This is a genomic window from Salinivibrio sp. IB282 (genome assembly GCF_001995685.1).
Lineage (GTDB): Bacteria > Pseudomonadota > Gammaproteobacteria > Enterobacterales > Vibrionaceae > Salinivibrio > Salinivibrio kushneri.
Genome location: NZ_MUET01000006.1, coordinates 28,990 through 54,718 on the forward strand (window position 1 = coordinate 28,990; position 25,729 = coordinate 54,718).

General features: G+C 50.6%; 20 protein-coding genes and 1 pseudogene. 8 read left to right on the forward strand and 13 right to left on the reverse strand.

Annotation, left to right across the window (positions count from 1 at the left end; all coding sequences use genetic code 11):
• Positions 1-87: 87 nt before the first annotated feature.
• A complete protein-coding gene (gene hrpA, locus BZG14_RS02525) occupies positions 88-3,924 on the reverse strand; it encodes an ATP-dependent RNA helicase HrpA (protein WP_241824609.1) in 3,837 nt (1,278 codons plus the stop codon).
• A 329-nt stretch (positions 3,925-4,253) separates the two neighbouring features.
• Between hrpA and BZG14_RS02530 the strand changes: the two genes are divergently transcribed.
• Positions 4,254-4,718, forward strand: coding sequence for a tellurite resistance TerB family protein (locus BZG14_RS02530; RefSeq protein WP_077486245.1), 465 nt, complete (start codon positions 4,254-4,256; stop codon positions 4,716-4,718).
• Positions 4,719-4,734: 16 nt separating this feature from the next.
• Here BZG14_RS02530 and btuD read toward each other — a convergent pair whose 3' ends face one another.
• The 6 genes from btuD to pheS all read right to left on the reverse strand — a co-directional run bounded on the left by btuD (position 4,735) and on the right by pheS (position 11,869).
• A complete protein-coding gene (btuD, locus tag BZG14_RS02535; RefSeq protein ID WP_106406614.1) occupies positions 4,735-5,508 on the reverse strand; it encodes a vitamin B12 ABC transporter ATP-binding protein BtuD in 774 nt (257 codons plus the stop codon).
• Positions 5,505-6,488 carry a vitamin B12 ABC transporter permease BtuC gene (gene btuC / locus BZG14_RS02540; protein WP_077459491.1) on the reverse strand — a complete coding sequence of 328 codons (984 nt, stop codon included), beginning with the start codon at positions 6,486-6,488 and terminating at the stop codon, positions 5,505-5,507. Before btuC ends, btuD begins: the two co-directional genes overlap by 4 nt.
• A 62-nt stretch (positions 6,489-6,550) precedes the next feature.
• A complete protein-coding gene (locus BZG14_RS02545; RefSeq protein ID WP_077486244.1) occupies positions 6,551-7,591 on the reverse strand; it encodes a succinylglutamate desuccinylase in 1,041 nt (346 codons plus the stop codon).
• Positions 7,592-7,761: 170 nt separating this feature from the next.
• Positions 7,762-8,058: an integration host factor subunit alpha gene (ihfA, locus tag BZG14_RS02550; protein WP_069362384.1), complete on the reverse strand. Its 297-nt coding sequence runs from the start codon at positions 8,056-8,058 to the stop codon at positions 7,762-7,764.
• Between the two features lie 405 nt (positions 8,059-8,463).
• Entirely contained in the window at positions 8,464-10,866 is a 2,403-nt protein-coding gene (pheT, locus tag BZG14_RS02555) for a phenylalanine--tRNA ligase subunit beta (protein WP_077607891.1), read from the reverse strand.
• A 19-nt stretch (positions 10,867-10,885) separates the two neighbouring features.
• Positions 10,886-11,869: a phenylalanine--tRNA ligase subunit alpha gene (gene pheS / locus BZG14_RS02560; RefSeq protein ID WP_069362382.1), complete on the reverse strand. Its 984-nt coding sequence runs from the start codon at positions 11,867-11,869 to the stop codon at positions 10,886-10,888.
• A 443-nt stretch (positions 11,870-12,312) separates the two neighbouring features.
• Between pheS and BZG14_RS02565 the strand changes: the two genes are divergently transcribed.
• Together BZG14_RS02565 and BZG14_RS02570 are read left to right on the forward strand one after the other, a co-directional pair.
• Complete coding sequence (locus tag BZG14_RS02565; protein ID WP_077607892.1) at positions 12,313-13,341, forward strand: lipoate--protein ligase; 1,029 nt, start codon at positions 12,313-12,315, stop codon at positions 13,339-13,341.
• 322 nt (positions 13,342-13,663) lie between these two features.
• A complete protein-coding gene (locus BZG14_RS02570; RefSeq protein WP_077607893.1) occupies positions 13,664-15,052 on the forward strand; it encodes a peptide MFS transporter in 1,389 nt (462 codons plus the stop codon).
• A 115-nt stretch (positions 15,053-15,167) separates the two neighbouring features.
• Here the strand turns inward: BZG14_RS02570 and BZG14_RS15830 are convergent.
• The 6 genes and pseudogenes from BZG14_RS15830 to thrS all read right to left on the reverse strand — a co-directional run.
• A pseudogene (locus tag BZG14_RS15830) lies at positions 15,168-15,350 on the reverse strand (PhzF family phenazine biosynthesis protein); the annotation flags it as partial.
• On the reverse strand, positions 15,347-15,637 hold the full coding sequence (locus tag BZG14_RS02580) for a hypothetical protein (protein WP_077459485.1): 291 nt from the start codon (positions 15,635-15,637) through the stop codon (positions 15,347-15,349). The pseudogene BZG14_RS15830 and the gene BZG14_RS02580, both read right to left, overlap by 4 nt.
• Positions 15,638-15,805: 168 nt before the next feature.
• Positions 15,806-16,159, reverse strand: coding sequence for a 50S ribosomal protein L20 (gene rplT / locus BZG14_RS02585; protein WP_025673305.1), 354 nt, complete (start codon positions 16,157-16,159; stop codon positions 15,806-15,808).
• Positions 16,160-16,195: 36 nt separating this feature from the next.
• Positions 16,196-16,390 (reverse strand): 50S ribosomal protein L35, encoded by a 195-nt coding sequence (gene rpmI, locus BZG14_RS02590; RefSeq protein WP_025673304.1) that lies wholly within the window; start codon positions 16,388-16,390, stop codon positions 16,196-16,198.
• 96 nt (positions 16,391-16,486) lie between these two features.
• Entirely contained in the window at positions 16,487-17,032 is a 546-nt protein-coding gene (gene infC / locus BZG14_RS02595; protein WP_077607895.1) for a translation initiation factor IF-3, read from the reverse strand.
• A gap of 3 nt (positions 17,033-17,035) precedes the next feature.
• A complete protein-coding gene (gene thrS / locus BZG14_RS02600; RefSeq protein ID WP_077607896.1) occupies positions 17,036-18,964 on the reverse strand; it encodes a threonine--tRNA ligase in 1,929 nt (642 codons plus the stop codon).
• A 253-nt stretch (positions 18,965-19,217) separates the two neighbouring features.
• Here thrS and hutC point away from each other — a divergent pair, with 253 nt between their 5' ends.
• From hutC to hutH, 5 genes are all read left to right on the forward strand, one after another.
• On the forward strand, positions 19,218-19,922 hold the full coding sequence (gene hutC, locus BZG14_RS02605) for a histidine utilization repressor (RefSeq protein WP_077607897.1): 705 nt from the start codon (positions 19,218-19,220) through the stop codon (positions 19,920-19,922).
• Between the two features lie 281 nt (positions 19,923-20,203).
• The gene (hutI, locus tag BZG14_RS02610) at positions 20,204-21,424 is read left to right on the forward strand and encodes an imidazolonepropionase (RefSeq protein ID WP_077607898.1); all 1,221 of its coding nucleotides are present in this window, start codon (positions 20,204-20,206) and stop codon (positions 21,422-21,424) included.
• The gene (hutG, locus tag BZG14_RS02615; protein WP_077607899.1) at positions 21,424-22,434 is read left to right on the forward strand and encodes a formimidoylglutamase; all 1,011 of its coding nucleotides are present in this window, start codon (positions 21,424-21,426) and stop codon (positions 22,432-22,434) included. The genes hutI and hutG overlap by 1 nt, the downstream gene beginning before the upstream one ends.
• Before the next feature lie 2 nt (positions 22,435-22,436).
• On the forward strand, positions 22,437-24,125 hold the full coding sequence (hutU, locus tag BZG14_RS02620) for a urocanate hydratase (RefSeq protein WP_077607900.1): 1,689 nt from the start codon (positions 22,437-22,439) through the stop codon (positions 24,123-24,125).
• Between the two features lie 10 nt (positions 24,126-24,135).
• Complete coding sequence (gene hutH, locus BZG14_RS02625) at positions 24,136-25,680, forward strand: histidine ammonia-lyase (RefSeq protein WP_077607901.1); 1,545 nt, start codon at positions 24,136-24,138, stop codon at positions 25,678-25,680.
• The last annotated feature ends 49 nt before the right edge of the window (positions 25,681-25,729 follow it).

Consider the following 25,729-nt stretch of genomic DNA (forward strand, 5'->3'; position numbering starts at 1 on the left):
TGATTACTTATTGATATTTATATAAATTATTTCACGTCGACGCTTTGCCCGTCTTCATCTAATCCGCAGCGGCATAAGCTTGCCGGGTTATATCGCCGCAATGGCGTTTTTAATCCGCTTATCCGAGACGGGGTAAGGCGTGCCGAGTTGTTGCGCGAAATAGCTCACGCGCAGCTCTTCAATCATCCAACGAATCGCTTTTACTTCATCAGGTATGGGCTTGCCTTTAGGGATCTTATTTAGCAATGCTTTATACTCGTTCATCACAGACTCTATCTTGAGCATGTGATTGCGATCGCGGGTAGGATCCACGGGGAGCTTTTCTAATCGACGTTCGATCGCTTTCATATAGCGCAGAATATCGGGAAGCCGCTGCCAACCTGATTCGGTGGCAAAGCCCTTGTAAATCAGCCCTTCTAGTTGGGCTTTGATATCCGACATCGCAAACGCCATCGAGAGATCCACTTTGCCTTTGAGCTTTTTGTTGATATTGAACGCGTGCGTCAATATTTGTTCGACCTGTTGCGCGATGTCCACCACGGTATCGCCTAGCTCCGCACGCACCGTCTCTTTAAGCGCCTCAAATGCTTGCGCCTCCCAGGTTAAGCCGCCGTGTTGCGCAATGAGCTTATCCACGCCACAGGCGATGCAATCATCGATCAAATCCAACACGCGGCCATATGGATTAAAATACAGACCGAGTTTCGACTTGTTGGGCAAATGCGCATGTAGATATTTAATTGGCGATGGCACATTGAGCAAGATCAGCCGACGTTGACCCGCTTGCATGGCTTTTTGTTGCTGGTATTCGGTTTCGAACAGACGAATCGCCACACTGTCTTTTTCATCCACCAAGGCCGGATAGGCTTTGACTTCAAAGCCATGCTTTTTCTGCTGATAACGCTGAGGTAATGCCCCAAAGCTCCATTGGGTGATCCCTTGCTGCTCAATATCATCGTCCGCGACATCCGATAAGGTCGCTTGTACTTTGTCTTTTAGCGAGACTTTGAGTGTGTTTAAGTCTTCGCTTTCAGACAAGGTGCGGTTTTTATCATCCACAACGCGGAACTGGATGCGCAAATGCTCGGGGAGCTGGCTAAAGTTCCAACTGTCACGGTCAATGGTGACACCTGACATCTGCTTTAAGGCTTTCTCCATGCTATCGAGCAAGGGCGCCTCCATGGGCGTCACGCGCTGTAAGATCGCATCGGCATAGTTCGGCGCTGGAACAAAGTTACGTCGTAACGGTTTGGGTAGCGATTTAATCAGCGCGACAATTAGCTCGTGACGTAGCCCGGGGACGTGCCAGTCAAACCCTTCTTCTGATACCTGATTGAGGATCGGCAACGGGATATGCACCGTCACCCCATCGTGGTCTTGGCCGGGTTCAAATTGGTAGCTCAGTTTGAGTTTCAAGTTGCCTTGATACCAAAAGTTGGGGTAATCCAGCTCCGTGACATGGCTGGCGTCGCCTTGCAATAGCATGGCTTTTTCAAAGTTGAGCAGATCGGGGTTGTCTTGACGTGCCTTTTTCCACCAGGTATCGAAGTGACGCCCGCTGACCACGCTATGATCGAGGCGCTGATCGTAAAAGTCGAACAAGGTATCGTCGTCTGCCAAAATATCGCGCCGGCGAGATTTGAGCTCGAGCTCTTCCACTTCCTCCAGCAGCTTTTGGTTTTGGTGGAAAAAAGCATGCTTGGTTTGCCAATCCCCCTCAACCAATGCCGAACGAATAAACAGCTCACGGCTGAGCACCGGATCGATGGCGCCATAATTGACTTTACGGCTCGCCACAATCGGGATCCCGTATAGCGTGACCTTCTCACTGGCCATCACCGCCGCTTGCTTGCGTGACCAATGTGGTTCACTGTAGCTGCGCTTAATCAAATGCTGCGCCAGTGGCTCCACCCATTCGGGTTGGATACGCGCGACAATTCGCCCCCAAAGTTTCGAGGTTTCAACCAGCTCGGCCACCATCACCCATTTAGGCTGCTTTTTGAAAAGCCCAGAGCCGGGGAAAATATGGAACCGTGCATTCCGCGCGCCTTGGTATTCATTCTTTTCTTGGTCTTTCAGGCCAATGTGGCTTAATAGCCCGGCGAGCAGTGCCATATGAATGGCCTGATAACTGGCGGGCTCTTGGTTAAATTGCACCTTTTGCTCTTTCATCACCTGGGTGATTTGATAGTGGACGTCTTGCCACTCTCGCACGCGCAAGTAATTGAGGTAGTCTTTTTTGCACTGCTTACGGAACTGGTTGTTCGATAACGCTTTTTGCTGCTCTTTGACGTAATCCCAAAGGTTTACATAGGCCAAAAAGTCCGATTCTTTATCGGCAAAACGACGGTGCTTTTCATCCGCTTGTTGCTGCTTATCCGCTGGACGCTCACGCGGGTCTTGGATTGCTAAGGCCGCGGCAATCACCATCACCTCATGTAAGGCACCATGCTTAGGTGCCTCAATCACCATGCGTGCCAAACGCGGGTCAATCGGCAGTTTGGCCAAGGTTTTACCAATCGCGGTCAGCTTACGTTTATCAGTGGCTTGGCCGGGCTTGATCGCCCCCAGCTCTTCGAGCAAACGGACACCATCTTTGATGTGACGGCTGTCAGGCGGCTGAACGAACGGAAAGGCTTGAATATCACCGAGCCCTAGTGCCGTCATTTGCAAGATAACAGAGGCTAGATTCGTCCGCAGAATTTCTGGATCGGTAAATTCCGGACGGCCTAAAAAGTCCTCTTCGCTATACAGGCGCACACAAATGCCTTCCGATACACGGCCACAGCGTCCTTTACGCTGATTAGCACTGGCCTGTGAAATCGGCTCAATCGGCAGTCGCTGCACCTTGGTCCGGTAGCTATAGCGAGAAATCCGCGCCGTGCCGGGATCAATCACATACTTAATGCCCGGTACGGTTAGTGAGGTCTCAGCGACGTTGGTGGCCAGTACAATCCGGCGTCCCGAGTGAGATTGGAATACACGGTTTTGCTCGCCAGCAGACAGTCGCGCGTATAAGGGTAAAATCTCGGTATCGCGCAGTTGACGGCGCTGAAGGTGCTCAGCGGTGTCGCGAATTTCACGCTCACCGTTCATAAAAATCAGGATATCACCCGGCCCTTCCTGACACAGTTCATCGACCGCATCGCTGATCGCTTCCAGCTGGTCACGATCGCTATCGTCCTCTTCCACTAATGGACGGTAGCGCACTTCCACCGGATACGTTCGGCCAGACACCTCTATCATAGGCGCATTATTGAAGTGCTTGGAAAAGCGCTCAGGATCGATGGTTGCCGAGGTAATGATGACTTTGAGATCGGGACGCTTGGGCAATAACTCGCGCAAATAGCCGAGAATAAAGTCGATATTTAGGCTGCGCTCGTGGGCTTCATCGATAATGATGCAATCGTACTGATTCAGATACCGATCGTGCTGGATTTCGGCCAGCAAGATCCCGTCCGTCATCAGTTTGACTTGCGTCGACTCTGAGACTTTGTCGTTGAAGCGCACTTTATAGCCCACGCTGCTGCCTAACTCGACGTCGAGTTCTTCAGCAATCCGTGAGGCGACCGAGCGCGCGGCCAAGCGACGTGGCTGAGTGTGACCTATGGTACCGGCGACACCTAGCCCAAGCTCTATACAGATTTTGGGCAGCTGAGTGGTTTTACCTGAGCCCGTTTCCCCCGCAATGATCACCACTTGGTTGTTCGCGATTGCCTCGGCAATGTCATCTTTCTTCTGACTAACAGGCAGTTCTTCTGGATAGCGAACGGTTGGCGTACTGGCTTGTCGCGACAACAAACGCTGCATACTCTGCGCCATCTCGGCGGCGATTTGGTCGTACACCGCCTGTTTGGCGTCGTCTTTTTTGATTTTTTGCGCGCCGTGGATGCGCTTTTTAAAACGAAAACAGTCTTGCAGCATACAATCGTTTAGCGCTGCAAACAGTGTCTCTGGCGTGTTGTGATGACGTGAACTCAAGGCGATTCCTGCTTACTGCTTAATCTTTTAAGGCGTTTATCAGTGTCACAGCCGATAAATAAGGTTGATTGGTGTCGCATCCTATCACAAAGTAAAAAGAATCAAAGCGGGATGGGTGAGGCTGCGTGTCATTGAGTGACCCACCCTCTATACCATGCCGGTAATAAGTAAACGCTGAGCGCATTTGCGACGTATTGTCTAGCAAATGGCCAAACCGCGACAGTGTCTGAATAAACCCATCACAATTTCGCTCCGCAGTGAGGAGAGTGACCATGCTTAAACAACTACTGAATAAGTTAGAGTCGGCGCTGAACGCTGATATAGGACAATCGGGTCAGCAAGCGGGGCTATCCCTCCACCAAGCGATGGCGGGGCTATTAAGTGAAGTGGCGATGGCCGATCACGATATCGACGAGCGCGAGAAGGCCACGAAACGTGATCGAATATGCCAGCTCCTTTCCCTGGACACCGCACAAGCTGAGCAATTGTTGGAGGATGCAAGGCAACACAGTGAGCATGCGACCTCGCTGTATGAATATACGGATAAACTGCGCGATCTTGACCCACAAGCGCGGATAGCCCTAATCGAGGCGATGTGGTCGGTGGCATATGCTGACGAGAACATTGATCCGCTCGAGGAAGCGGTGATCCGTAAAACCGCCGAGCTACTTTATGTGGATCATGCCGAGTTTATTCGCGCCAAGCTTAATGTGATTGAAAACGACGACGAAAGCTAGTTTAAGATGTGCAAACTCATGACGAGGACGCGCGCATGATCACCGGGCCATTGGCGGTCGATACTTGCTCTAGCGGCGTGGCAAAAACATCTGAAAGCAGCCGATCGGTCAACACTGCCTTCGGTGGGCCAAGCGACACAATACGCCCTTGTTGAAGCACCACCACCGTATCCGCGTGCTCAAGGGTACGGTTTAAGTCGTGATTGGCCATGATAATCGCAATCTCCTGCTCTCGCGCCAAGGCGGTTATTTCTTGATAAATCACCGCCTGTTGCGCGACATCGAGCCCAGTTGACGGCTCATCTAGCAACAGTAAACACGCATGTGGATTTAACGCTTTGGAGACTTGCAATAAAACGCCCGCCAAACGCACCCGCTGCCACTCACCGCCCGATAAGCTGTCTATTCTTCGGTGGAGCTTGTCGCTGATGGCCAAGCGAGACACCACGTCAGCGACGGCCTTGTCGCGAATCTCACCGGTTGCCAATTGCACACTATCGAGCACTAGGTTGAGGTATTCAAATACCGCCATGACAAACGCGGGGCGCTGTTGTTGCATCAGGTATCCCCGCACTTGCGCCAAATCGTATCGGGTTTGTCCTGATACAGGTTGCCCTTGCAGCCAGACACTCCCCGATTGCGGCACTTCCAAGCCCGACAAGAGTTCCAGTAAAGTGCTTTTACCACTTCCGTTGGGGCCGATAAGGTGTACCACTTGCCCGGCCTCAACCGATAAAGATATCGGCAGCAGACGTGGTGCTAAGCTTAAGTCTTTAGCGTCAACGATCATCCCGCCCTCACCAACATCCAAATAAATAATGGCGCACCAAGCACACTGGTCACTACCCCCACCGGCAGTTCCGCTGAGGGAAGAATAAGTCGGCCAACGGTATCGGCGCTGACCAATAGTAGCGCCCCTGCCAACGCAGACATGGGTAATAAGGTACGATTACGGCTACCGAGCCAAAGACGTAAGTAGTGCGGAACAATTAAGCCAATAAAGCCAATAACACCCGCCACAGCCACAGATACCCCGACTAAAACGCTAATTAAGGCGATCAATTGCCAACGTAGTTGATGTGTGTCTAGCCCTAATTGCTGCGCCTGAGACTCACCGAGCATAAGCTGGTCAAGCTTATGCCCGTATCGCCACAATAATGCAATACAAGGTAAGGTCATTGTCAGTATACCCACATGCTCCAATCGCATGCCGGACAGCGATCCCATTAACCAAACCATTAATTGGCGCAAATTAAAGTCAGTGCTGAAGTAAAACGCCAAGGTGACGCCTGCCCCCGCCAAAATGCTAAGCGCAACACCGACCAATAAAATGCGAGCCGTCGCTAGAGCGCGACGGGCTAATATCACTAATATAAAGGTAAACAAGCTCGCGCCCAACATGGCAGCGACGGCCATACTGCCACTCGACGCCCAAGCCGGCGCGAGCAACAACAGTAAGACCACGGCGATGCTTGCGCCGCCGGAAATGCCTAAGACACCTGGCTCCGCCAGTGGGTTACCCAATAGCACTTGTAAACTTGCCCCAGCCATCGCCAGTGAGGCGCCTATCATCACACTGACTAGCACACGAGGGAGGCGAAGTTGTAGGAGTAATTGCTGCTCTAATGTTGAGCCGGGCGCAAAAGGATTGATCCATATTTCGCCCACACTCAGTGCAAGCCCACACACCAACAAAAGCAAAGCCGAGAAAGTAAGTAACGCGCGCCGCCAACGGCTCTGTTGGCGGGCGGTAAGTTCTGACACTCGCATGCGTCATCCATTAAACCAATACTGCGACGCACTTTACCGACTGACTGCCCGCTTGAAAAGCGCTACGCGGAGGCTTTTTGTGGTGCGTGCACATAGATCGGTTGATTGACAGTGGGCTCAAAGGGGGTGGCGAGTAACCCAGCCCGATGACCAACGTGGACATTGGCATTGGGAAAGATCACCACTTCTCCCTCATGCTCGGCATAGATTTCTTGTCCCTTGTCGGTGGCCAATAATGCCCCCTGCTCGAACGGTGTAAAGTTTTTAGCCGATGAGGGAAAAGTGAGCGCGAACTGATCGGTGTGCTTGGTCAAGGTTCGCGTCACACGGTAAAAGCGCATCGGCGCTAATTCAGTCGGTAATGTGGCGGCTTTGAGTAAGCCTCGTAAGGTGCGATCAAGCGGATCGTACTCACGCATATCATTTTCAAACAATGGCGCGACCCGGCCCATTTCTAAGGTAGCAGCCAGCGCACCGTGGTGGTTGGCGCTATACCAACTAAAGGTGGGTGATGGCGATTGGGAAAGGACAGTGGCATCCATTTTGGCGTCATTGAGTAATGCGGCCAGTGGACGTACATCTCTCGCGGTCGGCGTGGTGGGGATCACACCAAACATATAATGATAGGACTCGCGAATCGCACTGTGTAAGTCGAGGTGCCAACGAGTCATGTCGTCTGGCTGGGCGGCAAAGAAGTCGCTCACGGCTGTTTGCAATTGGTTAGCAAGATAGTGCTCTTCATTCTTTTCTTCATTCCAGCCACCAAATAGACGATTAAGGTTATCTTCAATAAAGCGAGTGTGCGCTTTAATCGCTTCGGCATGACCAATAATCAGTAATAGCGGCACATTGGGGATAAATTGCTCTGACAAGATATCGGCGAGTAGCTGGTCAATAAGCTCGATGGGCGCGGTTTCGTCACCATGAATGCCTGATGACAATACGACGCAACGCGAAACCTTGGCGACATCGGGCTGTATCGAAATAATACCGGGGGCACTGTGATTGACGGTGAGCGAGCCCACTCGCCATGAGTCTGGGGTAAAAGCGTGAGGTGCGGTGAGTGCGGCATCAATAAAGGCACCTGGGCGTGCTGTCAGCATAATGCTTCCTTTTATTACAACTAGACAACAAAACGTTACAGCGAGATAACCAATAAACCCAGTGTTTTCCCCTCACAATGTGATCATGTATAGACAAATTAAAAAGCCGTGGCACATCTGCACACGGCTTTCTAGTGTGGTATCGTCACCACTGTCGGGGTCACGCAGCGTTATTGTTCAACGTCTGCATTTTCAACTCGCGCTTTGAGTTTCTGGCCAGGTCGAAATGTCACGACGCGGCGCGCAGTGATCGGAATATCTTCCCCTGTTTTGGGATTTCGACCGGGACGTTCATTCTTGTCTCGTAAGTCGAAGTTACCAAACCCTGATAACTTGACCTGTTCGCCACTTTCGAGCGCTTTCCGAACTTCTTCGAAAAACACCTCGACTGTCTCCTTGGCGTCCCGTTTGCTAATCCCGATATTTTCAAACAGGTTCTCAGCCAAATCGGCCTTAGTGAGCGCCATAGGTTTTTCCCTCAAGAATTGTTGAACACATATGCAATACCGCAGTATCGACACCACCATTCTACACTTGACCCATACGTCTTTAGCCCTTGTATTTTAGGGATATTTGCAGGCCAGCTCAAAACAAGTGTATGCCAACTGGCTGATTTGCGCCAACTTTTTTACATTAAAAAATCACGAGCAATGTCCAAAAAATTGACCTTTTAAACCAAGGTGTTACAAGCGTTTTCTTAACCAGCATAGGTCATAGACTACTAAGCTGCTTAATATTAGGCTTTTTTATCAATATTTGAACACTTACTCATCAAATATAGTGAATTTATTTAGTTTTTCAAATGGATAGATGTTAGGCCATTTAGGCATAAAAAAAGCAGCGTTTCCGCTGCTTTTTGGGATGACGTTAGCTTAATCACGCAAGGTAACGCCTAATTTCTCTGATAAATGGCTAACAACACCAGACACGGCATCATTGATATCGGCTTCCTCAAGCGTGCGCGCATCAGATTGCAAGGTCAGTGCGATTGCCAAGCTCTTCTTGCCCTCTTCCACACCTTTGCCAGTGTAAAGGTCGAAAAGCTGTGCGTCCTTAAGCAATGGGTTGCCGCTTTGCAAACACGCGTCCACCACATCGCCCGACGCAAGCGATTGATCGGCAATCACCGCAATATCACGGCGGTTGGCAGGGAATTTCGATAGCCCTGCCGCTTCGGGAATAAAGCGTTCGTCAATGGCTTGCCACTCCAGCTCAAACACCACCGTTCGGCCATTTAAGCCAAACTCACGCTCAAGCTCAGGATGCAAGGTACCAATATGACCCACTACTTTGCCGTCAAACTCGATCGCGGCAGTTTGACCTGGGTGCATGGCAGGATGGGATGCTGACACGAAACGGAAGTCTTTCAACTTACCGGTGAGTTCCAGTACCGCTTCTAGGTCGCCTTTCAAATCAAAAAAGTCGACGGTTGCGCTTGCCAGATCCCAATGCTCTTCACTGCCAGGGCCTGCAATCACACCCGCAAGCATGCTCTCTTGGCAAATGCTCGATTGACGAACGGTCCCACCGGTGTCACCTTCCGGGGTAAAGCGTAAGCCAAATTCAAACAAGCGCACACGAGGCTGCTGACGTTTTTGGTTATAGGCCACCGTGTTTAAAAGCCCAGGAAGCAAGCTCAGGCGCATGGCTGACATGTCCGCAGAGATTGGGCTTGGCAGGATCAGTGGCTCAACATCGGGTACAATCAGCGCTTGCTGTTTAGGTTCAACAAAGCTGTAGGTAATCGCTTCGTGGAAGCCACGGTCAACCAATAAATCGCGGACACGTTTCAGTGGCATCGCGGCCTCTTTGTATTCGCGCATAGCCAGTGCCGCTTTAGGCGCACGGGTTGGAATGTTGTCGTAGCCGTAAATACGACCCACTTCCTCAATCAAATCCTGCTCAATGGCAATATCAAAACGCCAGCTAGGTGCCGTTGCTTGCCAGCCCTTCTCCGTTTCTGTTACCGCACACCCTAGACGGGACAAAATAGCTTGTACATCACTGTTATCGATAGAATGACCCAACAGACCATCTAACTTCTCACGACGGAGGGTGACAGTGTCACGAGTTGGCAGTGTTTCTGCTGACTCAGCGGTTATAATCTCTCCCGCTTCACCACCACAAATCGCTAAAAGCAGTTCAGTCGCCCGTTCCATCGCCGCCGCTTGTAACGCTGGGTCGACGCCACGTTCAAAACGGTGGGAGGAATCGGTGTGCAAACCATAGCTACGCGCACGGCCGCGGATCACGTCAGGGGCAAAAAACGCCGACTCGAGCAAGATATCTTGGGTGTCGGTGGTGACGCCAGAGTCTTGCCCGCCAAAAATCCCGGCCATCGCCAAGGCTTTTTTCTCATCCGCGATCACCAATGTCTGAGCGTTAAGGGTTGCTTCGTTGCCATCCAGCAATGTGAGGGTTTCACCCTCTTCTGCCATGCGTACCACAATGCCACCCTCAAGCTTGCTAAGATCAAAGGCGTGCATCGGCTGACCTTGCTCAAGCATCACATAGTTAGTGACATCCACCACAGGGTCGATAGCGCGAATGCCACTGCGGCGCAGTTTCTCTTGCATCCACAGCGGGGTCTGTGCATTAAGATCGACGTTTTTTACCACACGCCCTAAATAACGTGGGCACGCTTGCGGCGCATCAATGCGCACCGATACCTTGTCTTCAATGCTGGCCTCAACCGGTGTGATGCTCGGTTCAGTGACATCAGCGCGGTTCAATACGCCGACTTCACGTGCCAAACCACGCAGGCTTAAACAATCAGCACGGTTCGGGGTCAAATCAACATCGATGGTGACATCGTTTAGCGCGAGGTAATCACGAATGTCGGTACCAATTGGCGCGTCGGTAGGCAGCTCGATAATGCCGTCTGATTCCACATCAATACCCAGCTCGGTAAAGGAGCACAGCATACCGAAGGACGGTTGACCACGCAGCTTCGCTTTTTTGATTTTGAAGTCACCGGGTAATACGGCGCCCACCATCGCGACCGCGACTTTCAAGCCTTGACGACAGTTAGGTGCCCCACAAACGATATCAAGCAATTCATCGTCGCCGACATTGATTTTGGTCACACGCAGTTTGTCTGCATCTGGGTGTTGGCCACACTCAACCACTTCACCCACAACCACGCCGCTAAAGTCGCCAGCTACGGGTGCAATTTCATCGACTTCAAGGCCGGCCATGGTGATCTGATGGGCCAGCGCGTCGGTGTCGTTTGCTGGATTTACCCACTCTCTCAACCAAGATTCACTGAATTTCATTATTACCTTGCCCCACTGATTACTTAAATTGTTTCAAAAAGCGCAGATCGTTCTCAAAGAACGCACGGAGATCATTCACGCCATAACGCAACATAGTCAGGCGCTCTACGCCAATACCAAAGGCAAAGCCTTGATATTCCTCTGGATCGATATTCACCGCACGTAGTACATTCGGGTGAACCATGCCGCAGCCTAAGATCTCCAGCCATTTTCCGCCTTTGCGGCGCACATCAACTTCGGCAGAAGGCTCAGTGAATGGGAAGTAAGAGGGACGGAAACGCACTTCTAGATCTTCCTCGAAAAAGTTGCGTAAGAAGTCATTGAGGATCCCTTTGAGATCAGCAAAGGTGATGTCTTTATCGACCAATAACCCTTCCACTTGGTGGAACATCGGGGTATGCGTTTGGTCGTAGTCATTACGATAAACGCGACCGGGGGCAATAATACGGAATGGAGGTTTACCCGCTTCCATGGTACGGATCTGCACGCCAGAGGTGTGCGTACGCAACATCAAATCAGGGTTAAAGAAGAAAGTATCGTGGTCGGTACGCGCAGGATGATCTGGGGCGATATTCAGCGCATCAAAGTTATGAAAACCATCTTCAATCTCTGGCCCGGACGCAACAGAGAAACCCAACTCACCGAAAAATTGCTCAATACGTTCAATGGTGCGCGTCACGGGGTGAATACCACCGTTTTCAATACGACGGCCCGGCAAGCTTACATCAATGGTTTCTGCGGCAAGCTTCGCTTCCAACTCGGCGCGCTCAAGTGCATTTTTGCGCTCAGCAATCGCTTGTTGTACGGTTTGCTTGGCTTGGTTAATCGTTTGACCCGCTTCGCGGCGCTCTTCCGGAGGCAGTTTGCCCAACGCCTGTAATTGTGCGGTTAGCTCGCCTTTCTTTCCTAGGAATTTAACCCGGACTTCATCCAATGCAGCCACAGAGGCGGCATCGGCCACCGCACTGGTTGCATTCGCAAGAATTTCTTCTAATTGTTGCATTGTTTCCTCGTCGACCCGTTGGGCAGTCCAAATCAGGTAGGTGCGTGACAATACCTGCTGACATCATGGTTTCACCCATTGTCTGAGCAAACTGACAGAGTCGTCTCAATAATACGCCTCAATGCCAATTGACTGAGAGAACAGGTAATAAATTGACCTTACATACTAATTAATGCCACGACTAATGCCAAACGCTAAACAGCATTTACGCTATTTTTCCTCGCCATCCGGTCACGTGTGGCGTCATTTTGATGGCAGATTGGTCATTCAGCGCGTTAATGCGGTAAAAATCGAGCCTGTTAGCGCTGATTGAATAACTCGCTAAGTATTGTTTGATATTCTAGCGTCTATATTGATTGCCGAACGAGCTTGCGTGGCAACAATCCAGTTGGTCCGCGCTCGCGTTTCCCGAATAATTTGTTTACCGAATACTTGGAGCCAGTATGCAAGACACTAGTCGCCCTTTACGTGTGTTTGTTTCGACGTCCACTCACCCTTGGTTCAATCTGGCCGTGGAAGACACCATATTTCGTACCATGTCGGCACAGCAGAACGTCCTGTTCCTATGGCGTAATGACAATACGGTGGTTATTGGACGCGGTCAAAACCCATGGCGCGAGTGTAATACACGCAAAATGGAACAAGATGCTGTGGTGTTGGCGAGACGCCAAAGCGGTGGGGGCGCGGTGTTTCATGATTTGGGCAACACCAATTTTACCTTTATGGCCGGCAAGCCCGGTTATGACAAGTCGGTATCAACACAAATTGTGTTGAATGCGCTGAAAACGCTCGGGATCAGAGCCTCAGCCAGTGGCCGAAATGATCTCACCATGGACACTCCCGACGGCCCAAGAAAAGTATCGGGCTCTGCCTACAAAGAGGCCAAAGATCGCGGCTTTCACCACGGTACACTCTTGATTAATGCCAACTTGTCGCGACTGGGTGATTACCTCAACCCTGATCCTAAAAAACTCCAAGCTAAGGGGATTTCATCTGTGCGTGCGCGCGTGGCCAATATCGCTGACTTTGTCCCAGACGTTGATCACCAACGCGTGTGTGACGCGATTAAAACCGCCTTTTTCCGCCATTACGGCCATACCACTGAGGTTGAGTACATTTCCCCCGACGCCAAGCCTGATGTCGAAGGGTTTGACGCTATTTATGAAAAACAGTGCAGTTGGGCATGGAATTTCGGTAACAGCCCGCAGTTCATGCATACCTTTGATGAGCGTTTTGAATGGGGAGGGGTTGAGCTGCATTTAGATGTGAAAAATGGAGAAATCATCGATTGCCAGTTATTCACTGACAGTTTAACGCCAGGACCGCTAGAAACACTGGCCAATCAATTGATCGGACAAGCCTACCATCCAGAAAAACTTTACCAGTTTGTGATGAGCTGGGCTGATGCCGATCAAAGTCACCAAGTTATGTACGAAGATATAGCCCTGTGGTTACGTCAAGCCATCGCCTGATCGCTGAACACCTCTAAAGTGACCTCTATCACATAATCGCCTCTCCTTTGATCCCACGCAAAGACGCAAGCAGCTGTCACGTCACTATAGGTGACAGCTCTTCTAATGCAACAAAATTTCACCATATGGATAAAATTCATCATTAATGATGGATTTTTAGCTTGAATAATAGTTTTTAATTTTGCTAAAAAACCATTACTCTAGTTTTACATATTTTGTTACAAATTATAGGGAGGTTTTTTACCAAAGACGTTTCGGCAATGTACTGCACGCCGATGATATAAATGCAGACCCAACAAAACTCACGAATAATTAATCAGTTATGGAAAACCCAAAGACAATACTTGGTCACCCTCGGGGACTGTTCTTACTTTTCGGCACTGAGCTTTGGGAGCGATTCTCCTACTACGCCATGCGTGCCATCCTCGTCCTTTACTTGACCGATCAAACCATTAACGGTGGTTTAKGCTGGTCAACCAAAGACGCACTCGAACTTTATGGCTACTACACTGGCCTCGTCTATATCACACCACTCATCGGCGGTTGGATTGCCGATAACTTTATTGGCCAACGTCGCGCTGTCGTTGTCGGTGGTGCACTGATGGCAATTGGACAATTCACCTTAGCTTTCCCTGCTCAACAATACGGTTTAGACATTGTTCATACGCTATACGCCGGTCTCGCGTTGCTCATCACCGGTTGTGGCCTGTTAAAACCCAACATTTCGACGATGGTCGGTGACCTTTATGATGAAGGCGATCATCGTCGTGATGGTGCGTTTACCATCTTTTATATGGGCATCAACATTGGCTCATTGTTAGCAGGCTTCGTCTCTGGCTCTGTGACCAGCGCTTACGGCTGGCAATATGGCTTCTTTGCCGCCGGTATTGGTATGGTGTTCAGCTTGCTGATCCAGCTAACCATGGCTAATTCTTGGTTAGGTGAAATAGGCCGAGTCCCAGCCGCACAGCAAGCGCGAGACGCCAATCATTCCAAGACCAATGCCCCACTGACTAAGCAAGAAATCGATCGCCTTAAAGTCATCTTATTGATGGGTTTATTCGTGATTATTTTCTGGGCCGGCTTTGAACAAGCTGGTGGCTTGATGAATATTTATACTCAAGAGTATACGGATCGTATGGTTGGTGGGTTTGAGATACCGGCGGCGTGGTTCCAATCGCTTAATCCTTTTTTCATCATTATTTGTGCACCCATCGCAGCCTCGCTGTGGGTGCGCCTTGGCCCTAAAGAGCCCAGTTCGCCTGTGAAGTTTGCGATGGCTTTATTTATGTTGGCGCTTGGGTTCGTGTGCATGATTGGCGCGGTGTTAGAGCAAGGCGGTGATACCGCAGTGAAGACGTCGATGTTTTGGCTAGTGGGCGCGTTCTTCTTCCACACGTTAGGCGAACTTTGCCTCTCGCCTATCGGTTTATCCTTGGTTACTAAGCTCGCGCCGCTACGCTTGGCCTCATTGATGATGGGCGCCTGGTTCGGTTTCAACGCGATTGCCAACTATGTGGCGGGCATCATTGGCTCACATGTCGGTGATTATGGCGCCTTGGCGATCTTCGGTGGTATCGCGGCAACCGCTGCGATTTCCGGTGTGATCTTACTCGCGCTATCCGGCACGCTGATTCGTTGGATGCACGGTGCTGAGTCTGGTGCCACACCCAGTGAAGACATCGAACAACAACAAGTACAAGTGGCGTAACGCCACTTCACCACTGAAAAAGAGGCCGTTTGGCCTCTTTTTTTGTTGCACTGATTTTTACTAGATCTTGATAAAATCCAGCAGCTTTCCGCTGAATACGGCCACTACTTGGCCTTGTAGCCCAGCGTAAGAACATGGTATCTAAGGCAAGAAATGACGTTTCAGAGACAGCCATTTCCTCGGCGATGGATAACATGATTGCTTCATCCAACATGGACGTCGAGATACACACCCCTGCCGGGTTTCCTTGAAACAATGACGCGCTAAAGGCATCAACCTGATAAATATCAACAATCATGATTTCATTCCAAGCCGGCGACGCAGCGAATGATACATTTCCACGATAAAAGTCGTAAAGCCAACGGTAGGATCGTGCTGAATGTAATCCTCGATTGCATTGAGATTAATCTGGCGGAATTTTTCAATCGCAGTCTCCGCACAATCAGCAACAATCACATCCCCTTCGATGATCAACCCCTGCTCTAACAATGCTTCTTTTTCGGCAAGGTAGTTGGGGGATTCCTTGATCAAGTAAGTAAACTGGTCACAGTTGTTAGGCTGACAAAAAAAGACGTATTGGTTCATCGAGTGTCCTTTGTTTCACTTTTTGAGCACTATATCATGATGATAGGACTATAGAATAAGTGCCAAAACACACTTTTATATGCACAAAGTGCAATTATCTAGACACCAACAAATAACAAAAAAGGAGAGCCGAAGCTCTCCTTTCTCAGCAATTCTTTACTGTAAAAATTACAGTGAAGCTTTCGCTTTTTCTACCAGCACAGAGAATGCTGCTTTGTCATATACCGCGATATCGGCAAGGATCTTACGATCGATTTCGATCGATGCCTTTTTAAGACCGTTAATCAGACGGCTGTATGACATACCGTTTTGGCGAGCCGCAGCGTTGATACGTGCGATCCACAGTTGACGGAATTGGCGTTTCTTGTTGCGACGGTCACGATAAGCATATTGACCTGCTTTCGTTACCGCCTGAAAAGCTACGCGGTATACGCGTGAACGCGCACCATAGTAACCTTTCGCTTGCTTCATTACACTCTTGTGACGTGCACGAGCTTGTACACCACGTTTTACGCGAGCCATTGTCTCTCTCCTAAACTAAATAATAAAACTAAAAACTTATGCGTATGGCAGCATGCGAGCAACTTGCGCGTTTTCACACGCAGGAAGAACCGCATTTGGACGAAGCTGACGCTTGTTCTTAGTAGTACGTTTAGTCAAGATATGACGCTTGGTTGCACGCTTGTACTTGAAGCCACCAGCCGTTTTTTTGAAACGCTTAGCAGCACCTTTGTTGGATTTCATCTTAGACATGATGAATAACTCCGCATTGTGTTAATAACATAGCAATTTGGCGAACAAAGCGGCTGCACCCAGCAGGCGCAGCCGCTTGTTACTTGGAAGCCAGAATTACTTCTTCTTTGGGGCCAGAACCATGATCATCTGACGGCCTTCGATGCGTGATGGGAAGCTTTCTACTGAAGCAATTTCAGCAGTGTCTTCTTTCAAGCGGTTCAGCACGTCAACACCGATGCTTTGGTGCGCCATTTCGCGACCGCGGAATCGGATAGTGACCTTGACCTTGTTGCCCTCTTCAATGAAGCGAACCAGGWTGCGTAGTTTTACCTGATAGTCGCCTACATCTGTGCCAGGACGGAATTTAACTTCCTTAACCTGAATAGTCTTTTGTTTTTTCTTCTGCTCTTTCGCAGCTTTACTCTTCTCGTAAAGGAATTTGCCGTAATCCATGATACGACAAACCGGCGGCTCAGCGTTCGGACTGATCTCTACCAAGTCAAGAGTCGCCTCTTCTGCTTTGGCGAGTGCTTCGTCAAATGGGACAATCCCCACTTGTTCACCGTCGGCGTCAGTCAGACGGACTTCCTTAACACCACGAATTTCGTTGTTTAGACGATGAGCGTTTTTCTTTGCCGGGGCTTTTCTTGCGCCTTTAATACCTTATTCCTCCACAATATTGAGTGTTCGATCTTGCACTTCTTGCTGCAACTGCGCTAAGAAGTCATCAATCTTAATTTTACCCAAATCTTTACCTTTACGGGTCCGTATTGCGACTTCGCCAGCTTCCATTTCCTGGTCGCCACAAACCAACATATACGGAACACGCTTCAAAGTGTGTTCGCGGATTTTAAAGCCAATCTTCTCGTTTCTCAAGTCCGCAGAGGCTCTAAATCCAGCTTTTTGCAGTTTTTTCGCAATCTCTTGCGCGTAACCTGCTTGTTTATCCGTGATATTCATCACAACCGCTTGTTGTGGTGATAACCACGCAGGGAAGTGTCCCGCGTATTCTTCGATAAGAATCCCGATGAAACGTTCCAACGAGCCCAGAATAGCGCGGTGAATCATAACCGGCGTATGGCGTTCGTTGTCTTCCCCTACATAGGTCGCGCTTAAGCGCTCGGGCAACGCGAAATCAAGTTGTACTGTACCACACTGCCAAGCGCGATCGAGACAATCATGTAGCGTAAACTCAATCTTAGGTCCGTAGAATGCACCTTCACCCTCTTGAATTTCAAATGGAATATCCATTGCTGTTAGGGCTTCATTCAAGGCTTGCTCGGCTTTATCCCACATTTCGTCAGAGCCGACACGTGTTTCAGGACGTGTCGACAGCTTGACTTCAATGTTGTTAAAGCCAAAAGTCTGATAGGTCTCATAGACCATCTCGATACACGCGCTGACTTCTTCTTGTACCTGTTCTGGAGTACAGAAAATGTGCGCATCGTCTTGAGTAAAGCCACGAACACGCATCAAGCCATGCAGCGCACCAGAGGGCTCATTACGGTGGCAGCTACCAAATTCCGCCATACGCAACGGTAGGTCACGGTAAGACTTCAGGCCTTGGTTAAAGATCTGAACATGACCAGGACAGTTCATCGGCTTAAGGGCGTATTCACGGTTCTCAGAATTCGTCGTGAACATGTAATCCGCATACTTATCCCAGTGGCCCGAGCGCTCCCAAAGCACGCGATCCATGATCAGCGGCCCTTTGACTTCCTGGTAATCATACTCAGTCAGCTTGTCGCGGATAAACTGCTCAAGTTCACGGAAAATGGTCCAACCGTTATGGTGCCAGAAGACCATCCCAGGTGCTTCTTGCTGCATATGGTACAGATCAAGCTGCTTACCTAGTTTACGATGGTCACGTTTAGCAGCTTCTTCCAAGCGTACCAAATGCGCTTTAAGTTGCTTTTTATCCGCAAATGCTGTGCCGTAAATACGCTGCAGCATTTTGTTGTCACTATTACCACGCCAGTAAGCGCCAGCCACATTCAGGACTTTGAAGTTCTGACAAAAGCTCATGTTTGGCACGTGTGGGCCACGACACATATCAACGTATTCTTCGTGGTGGTACAAGCCCGGACAGTCGTCACGTGATACATTCTCATCCAAGATTTCTATCTTGTATGATTCACCACGCGCTTCAAACGTATCGCGCGCCTCTTGCCAGCTGACGTTTTTCTTCACGACCTGATATTTGGTTTTCGCCAACTCTTTCATACGCTTTTCAATGGCGTCCAGGTCATCCTGGGTGAGCGAGCGATCCATGTCGATGTCGTAGTAGAAACCGTTGTCGATGGTTGGACCAATCGCCATCTTAGTGTCAGGGAAAAGCTGCTTAATCGCATGACCTAAAAGGTGCGCACAAGAGTGGCGAATGATTTCTAACCCGTCTTCATCTTTCGCGGTAATGATTTCCAGTTGCGCGTCGTGCTCGATAAGATCACACGCGTCAACACGCTCACCATTTACACGACCGGCAATGCAGGCTTTGGCAAGACCTGGGCCAATATCGTTGGCAACATCATAAGTCGAAACAGGGTGGTCAAAAGAACGCTGACTGCCGTCAGGGAGAGTAATTAGAGGCATTGATAACAATCCTTCTCAGTGGTGCCACACACCAAGTGGCACATGAAGTGTATTTTGGCGATTAGTAAGTAACCGCACAGTGCGAGTAGAATGACGATTATGAAGATCCCGCATTTGTGATGCAAGTCATCCCAATAATAATTTCTACGCGAGAATCAGCGTGATAAACAATCAAGTTTTCTATCATTCACTTGATTTTACATGAAACTTCATTAACCCTGATTTGTATACACAATTTTGACAAGGAAACCGTATGGCCAATGCGCCCCGTTATCAACAAATCAAAGCCTATATTGAAGAAAAAATTGAGACACGGGTTTGGCCGGTTGGTACGCGTATCCCCACCGAGTACGAACTGTGCGACCTATTCAACGTTAGCCGCATGACGGTCAATAAGGCGGTTCGTGACTTGGTGACTGATGGGTTACTCGAACGCACGCCACGGCTAGGCACCTTTGTCACTGAACCCAAAGCGGAATCCCCGTTGATGGACATTCGCAATATTGCCGATGAAGTCACCGCACGCGGTCAGCACTATCACAGCGTCATTCATGCCTTGAAGCGCCTCTCTGCGCCTGTTGACGTGGCAATGCGCTTGGGTGTGATGTTGGGCACCGACGTCTATTACAGCGAAATTGTCCATTACGGTGACGGTATCCCCCTGCAGCTCGAGCAGCGCTGGGTGAACCCGGCGCTTGCGCCTGCCTATCTCGAGCAAGACTTCAACCAGACCACCCCCAATGAGTACCTGTCCTCAGTGTGCCCAGTTAACACCATTGAACACAGTGTCGAAGCGATTAATCCATCAGCGGTAGTCAAAGAAGCATTGGCGATGAAGTCTGATGAGCCCTGCCTTTTACTTCACCGCCGCACCTGGAGCCAGCAAACATTGGTCAGTGCCGCATTACTCTACCACCCTGGTTCACGTTATAAACTCACGTCACGCACAGACAGATAGCCTAGCGCTCTCGTTAGGCGATGCTTGTTGGATGAATACCTCTCAGCGCTAAATCAAGGTTTACAACAATTACGTCAATCCGGCCACTATGATGAACGGGGTTCAGACTTTAAAGTGGGCCTTTATGATTAAGGCTCGTCCTCCCCTTCTACGTTAAACCTCTCGCTTCTCGCCGAAAAACGATCGAGTTGATCACAAAACCTTTACACTTTCTCTTGTGTTTGCTCTCTTATTTGTCTATACATTTGTATAGACATTTATGGAATAGCAAGGTATTCACCATGAAAAAGGTCTTTACCGAGGCAAACGTCATCAGTATGGCGAGCACGATGAGTGAAGCGTCAGGCTATCAATGCCAGTCTGGCTCTGCGATCGCCGTCGAGAATGGAAAAGTCGTTGCGCTAGGGGAGCAAGCCAAGCAGCTTGATTGGCCCAAGCAGTCGTTAAATGGTGCCCTAGTGACACCAGGGCTTATCGATAGTCACACACACTTGGTATTTGCCGGCAATCGTGCCAGTGAATTTGAGCAGCGCCTTAACGGGGTGCCTTACCAAACCATCGCTGAGCAAGGCGGTGGGATCTTGTCCACGGTTAACGCCACTCGCGCAGCCAGCGAGGACGAGTTACTGGCGCTTGCACTACCACGTGCTGAAGCACTCATGCGAGACGGTGTAACAACCCTCGAAATAAAATCAGGGTATGGCCTCACTTTTGAGGACGAGCTAAAAATGCTGCGCGTCGCACGCGCCATTGAGCAGCATGTGCCGGTTAATGTCTCCACCACCTTATTAGCCGCGCATGCACTGCCACCTGAGTATCAACATGATGCCGATCACTACATTGACTTTGTTTGTCATACACTAATCCCTGCCGCTGCAGAACAGCAACTCGCTGATGCGGTAGACGTCTTTTGTGAAAAAATAGCCTTTAGCGTCGACCAAGCAGAAAAAGTCTATGCCGCAGCCAATGCACATGGATTAAAGATTAAAGCGCACACCGAACAGCTCAGCGATCTCGGTGGCAGTGTGGCAGCCGCAAAAGCAGGCGCCTTGTCGGTGGATCATATTGAATACTTATCAGAAGCCGACGCTCAGCTTTTGGCAGAGTGCGGCACGGTTGCGACCTTGCTTCCTGGTGCGTTTTATTTTCTCCGTGAAACTCAACATCCTCCGATTCAAGCATTGCGTGACAACCAAGTACCCATGGCACTCGCGACGGACTTTAACCCAGGGACGTCACCCTTTGCCTCGTTAACCCTGATGATGAACATGGCCTCAACCTTTTTTAAATTGACGCCTAAAGAGAACCTCTACGGTGTCACCCGCCATGCTGCACAAGCCATGGGGCTAGACAATAAAGGGCAAATCGCTGTCGGATTTGATGCTGATTTTGCGGTTTGGCATTGCCAATCCCCGGCTGAGCTTAGTTACATGGTGGGCACTGCGCCACTGGCTGGGCGCATCGTTGGCGGAACATGGTATGACAACCAGGGGAGCCGCTGATGAAACACTTACCGGCTGATATGACGCTGTGGCAAGGGCGTGTTGACTCAGAGGACGGCGAGCGCGGACGACGCTTGCACCAAACGGTGACCTCGTACACGTCTTCTTGTGAACAAGGCGGCGTAGTGATCTACGGTTTTGCTTGCGATGAAGGTGTCGCTCGCAACAAAGGTCGTCAGGGTGCGGCACTGGCACCGGATACGATTCGGCAGGCATTAGCGAACTTTGCCTGGCATAACGCCCCTGCCCTCTATGATGGTGGCAATATCGTCTGTGATGACACCGACCTCGTTCTTGCACAGCAAGGGCTAAGTCAACACATCCACCAAACACTATCACAGCATAATGTTCTGGTGTTGGGGGGCGGACATGAAACCGCGTGGGCCAGCTTTCAAGGTTTATCCGGCTACTTGTCACGCCATGTTTCATCCCAGCAGGCACCCAAGATTGGCATCATTAATTTTGATGCACACTTTGACTTGCGTACGCCACAAGGGATCAGCGAAGCCGGTAGCTCAGGGACACCCTTTGCCCAAATCGCCCAGCTTTGTCAGCAAAAAGGCTGGCCATTTCACTATGCCTGCCTAGGCGTAAGCCGAACCAGCAACACCCAGGCACTCTTTGATAAAGCCACACAACTTGGGTGCTGGGTAGAAGAAGATACCGACATGCAAGTGGCTGCGCTACCAGCACTCAAAGCGAAATTAAGCGAATTCATCCAAGGATGTGATTACTTATACCTCACGCTCGATATGGATGTTTTTCCCGCTAGTGCCGCGCCGGGTGTGAGCGCGCCAGCGACAATCGGCGTGCCAGTACAGGTCATTGAACCACTGATTCAGTTTATTTTTGGTGAAGCCGACCGACAAGGTGCTCGTGTCCCCGTGTTCGACATCACTGAAGTTAATCCCAACTACGACCGCGACCAGCAAACCAGTCGATTAGCGGCTCGCATGGCTTGGACCATGCTACACGCGACGTCGCACCACATTGATTCACAAGGAGAGTAACCATGACGGATCCACGTTTTGATTCACGCACGGTTAAAGCCCCAACCGGACCAGAGCTAAATACAAAAAGCTGGCTAACCGAAGCCCCCCTTCGCATGCTAATGAATAACCTACATCCAGACGTGGCCGAACACCCTAATGGCTTAGTTGTCTACGGGGGAATTGGACGGGCCGCACGCAACTGGCAATGTTTCGATAAAATTGTCGACGTACTTAAACGTCTCGATGACGATCAAACCTTGCTGGTTCAGTCAGGTAAGCCTGTTGGCGTATTCCCGACCCACAAAGATGCGCCCCGAGTGCTTRTTGCCAACTCAAACTTGGTGCCGCATTGGGCAAACTGGGAACATTTCAATGAGCTCGATAAGCAAGGGTTAATGATGTATGGCCAAATGACCGCAGGGAGCTGGATTTATATCGGCTCACAGGGCATTGTTCAAGGCACTTACGAAACCTTTGTTGCCGTCGCTAAGAAGCATTTCGATGGTGAAGCCAAGGGGCGTTGGATCTTGACCGGTGGTCTGGGTGGCATGGGTGGCGCACAGCCGCTAGCAGCCACCATGGCTGGCTTTTCAATGATTGCGGTTGAGTGTGATGAAAGCCGCATCGATTATCGCTTGCGCACCGGCTATGTCGATCGTAAAGCCACCTCGCTTGATGAAGCCCTGGAGATGATTGAGCAAGCTAATCAAGCTGGTAAGCCCGTTTCCATTGGGTTACTGGCCAATGCGGCTGATATTTTCCCAGAGCTGGTGAAGCGCAATATCACCCCCGATGTGGTCACCGACCAAACCTCAGCCCACGATCCCCTTAACGGTTACCTACCGCAGGGCTGGACTATGGAACAAGCCGCTGCTCAGCGCAAAGAAAGCGAAGCAGAGGTCGTGAAAGCGGCGAAAGCGTCAATGGCCGTACAAGTAAAAGCGATGCTTGATTTGCAAACGCGCGGCGCGGCGACCTTGGATTACGGCAATAACATTCGCCAAATGGCACTCGAAGTGGGGGTTAACAATGCCTTTGATTTCCCAGGATTTGTCCCTGCCTACATTCGTCCGTTATTCTGCCAAGGAATTGGTCCGTTCCGCTGGGCGGCCCTGTCGGGCGATCCGGAAGATATCTATAAAACCGACCAAAAAGTCAAAGAGCTGATCCCGGACGACCCACACCTGCACAACTGGCTTGATATGGCCAAAGAGCGCATTCAATTCCAAGGCTTACCGGCACGTATTTGTTGGGTAGGTGTCAAAGACCGTGCCCGCCTCGCCCTTGCCTTTAACGAAATGGTGAAAAATGGCGAACTCAAAGCGCCCGTGGTGATTGGCCGTGACCACTTAGACTCAGGCTCAGTGGCGAGCCCGAACCGTGAAACCGAAGGTATGCTTGATGGCTCAGATGCGGTGTCTGATTGGCCATTGCTCAACGCAATGTTAAACACGGCATCAGGGGCCACCTGGGTATCTTTGCACCATGGTGGCGGTGTTGGTATGGGCTTTTCACAACACTCAGGCGTGGTGATTGTCTGTGACGGCACCGACGACGCACACCAACGTGTGGCACGGGTGTTGCGAAACGATCCTGCGACAGGCGTCATGCGCCACGCCGATGCCGGGTACGATATTGCCATTGATTGCGCCAAAGAAGAACAACTCGATCTGCCGCTGTTGGACTTACCAAACCAACCGCTGCGCTAAGGAGAGCAAGATGTACACATTAACGCTACAACCTGGTGAGCTCACCCTAGACCAACTACGACAAGTCAGCCGAGAGCCCGTGCAACTGGCGTTTGCTGACGGCATTGAAGCCACTATGAAAACCAGCACCGACACTGTCACCAACGTCCTTGAGCAAGGACGGGTGGTCTACGGCATCAATACGGGCTTTGGCTTATTGGCCAATACCCGCATTGAGCTGGACGATCTGGAAACACTCCAACGCTCGATTGTGCTGTCTCACGCAGCGGGCATTGGTGAGTTTATGGACGATGCCACCGTGCGCCTGATGATGGTGCTCAAAATTGCGAGCTTAGCGCGTGGCTATTCCGGGATCCGCTTTGAGGTCGTCAAAGCACTGGCAGAGTTGGTCAACCGCGAGGTGTATCCCTGCATCCCCAAAAAAGGCTCAGTCGGCGCCTCGGGCGATCTTGCACCATTGGCGCATATGAGCACAGTACTGCTCGGCGAAGGCCAAGCGCGTTATAAAGGCGAAGTGATTTCAGGTGAAGCCGCGTTAAAGATCGCCGGGTTATCGCCTATTACACTGGGGCCAAAAGAAGGGCTGGCGCTACTTAATGGTACTCAGGCGTCTACGGCCTTTGCCCTCGAAGGTCTGTTCGAGGCCGAAGATCTGTACGCCGCCGCCACGGTTTGTGGTGCATTATCAGTGGAAGCAGCCCTCGGCAGCCGACGCCCCTTCGATCCACGCATTCACGCCGTACGCGGCCACCAAACCCAAATGGATGCCGCTGCCGCCTATCGCCACCTATTGAATGAGTCCAGTGAAATTGGCGACAGCCACCAAAACTGCGAAAAGGTTCAAGACCCTTACTCACTGCGCTGCCAACCACAGGTGATGGGCGCTTGCTTGCAGCAAATTCGCCAAGCCGCCGACGTGCTCATTACGGAAGCTAATGCGGTATCCGATAACCCACTGGTGTTCCCAGAAGATGGCGACATCATTTCTGGGGGCAACTTCCACGCCGAGCCCGTTGCCATGGCTGCAGACAACCTCGCATTAGCGATTGCAGAAATGGGTAGCTTGTCGGAACGTCGGATGGCACTACTCATCGACACTAACCTCAGCAAACTCCCTGCGTTTTTGGTGAACAACGGTGGCGTTAACTCAGGATTTATGATCGCACAGGTCACTGCTGCCGCATTGGCCAGTGAAAACAAAACCCTGGCCCACCCCGCATCGATTGACAGCCTGCCTACCTCAGCAAACCAAGAGGATCATGTCTCTATGGCGACCTTTGCTGCTCGCCGCCTACATGATATGAGCAGCAACACACGCGGTATTTTGGCCGTTGAGCTGCTCTCAGCCAGTCAAGGCATTGACTTTCGTGCCCCCCATAAAAGCGCTGAGCGCTTGGAGCAAGCCAAAGCGGAATTACGTGGTGTCGTCCCGTTTTACGACAAAGACCGCTACTTTGCTCCCGATATCGAAAAGGCCAATGCGCTGCTTAAAACCGGCACCTATAACCGTTTGATGCCAAACGGTCTCTTGCCGAGCTTATCTTCCGTGTCTTAACCGCGGCAATAAGCACCAAACCTGACAGTTAAACGGCTCCTCATGAGCC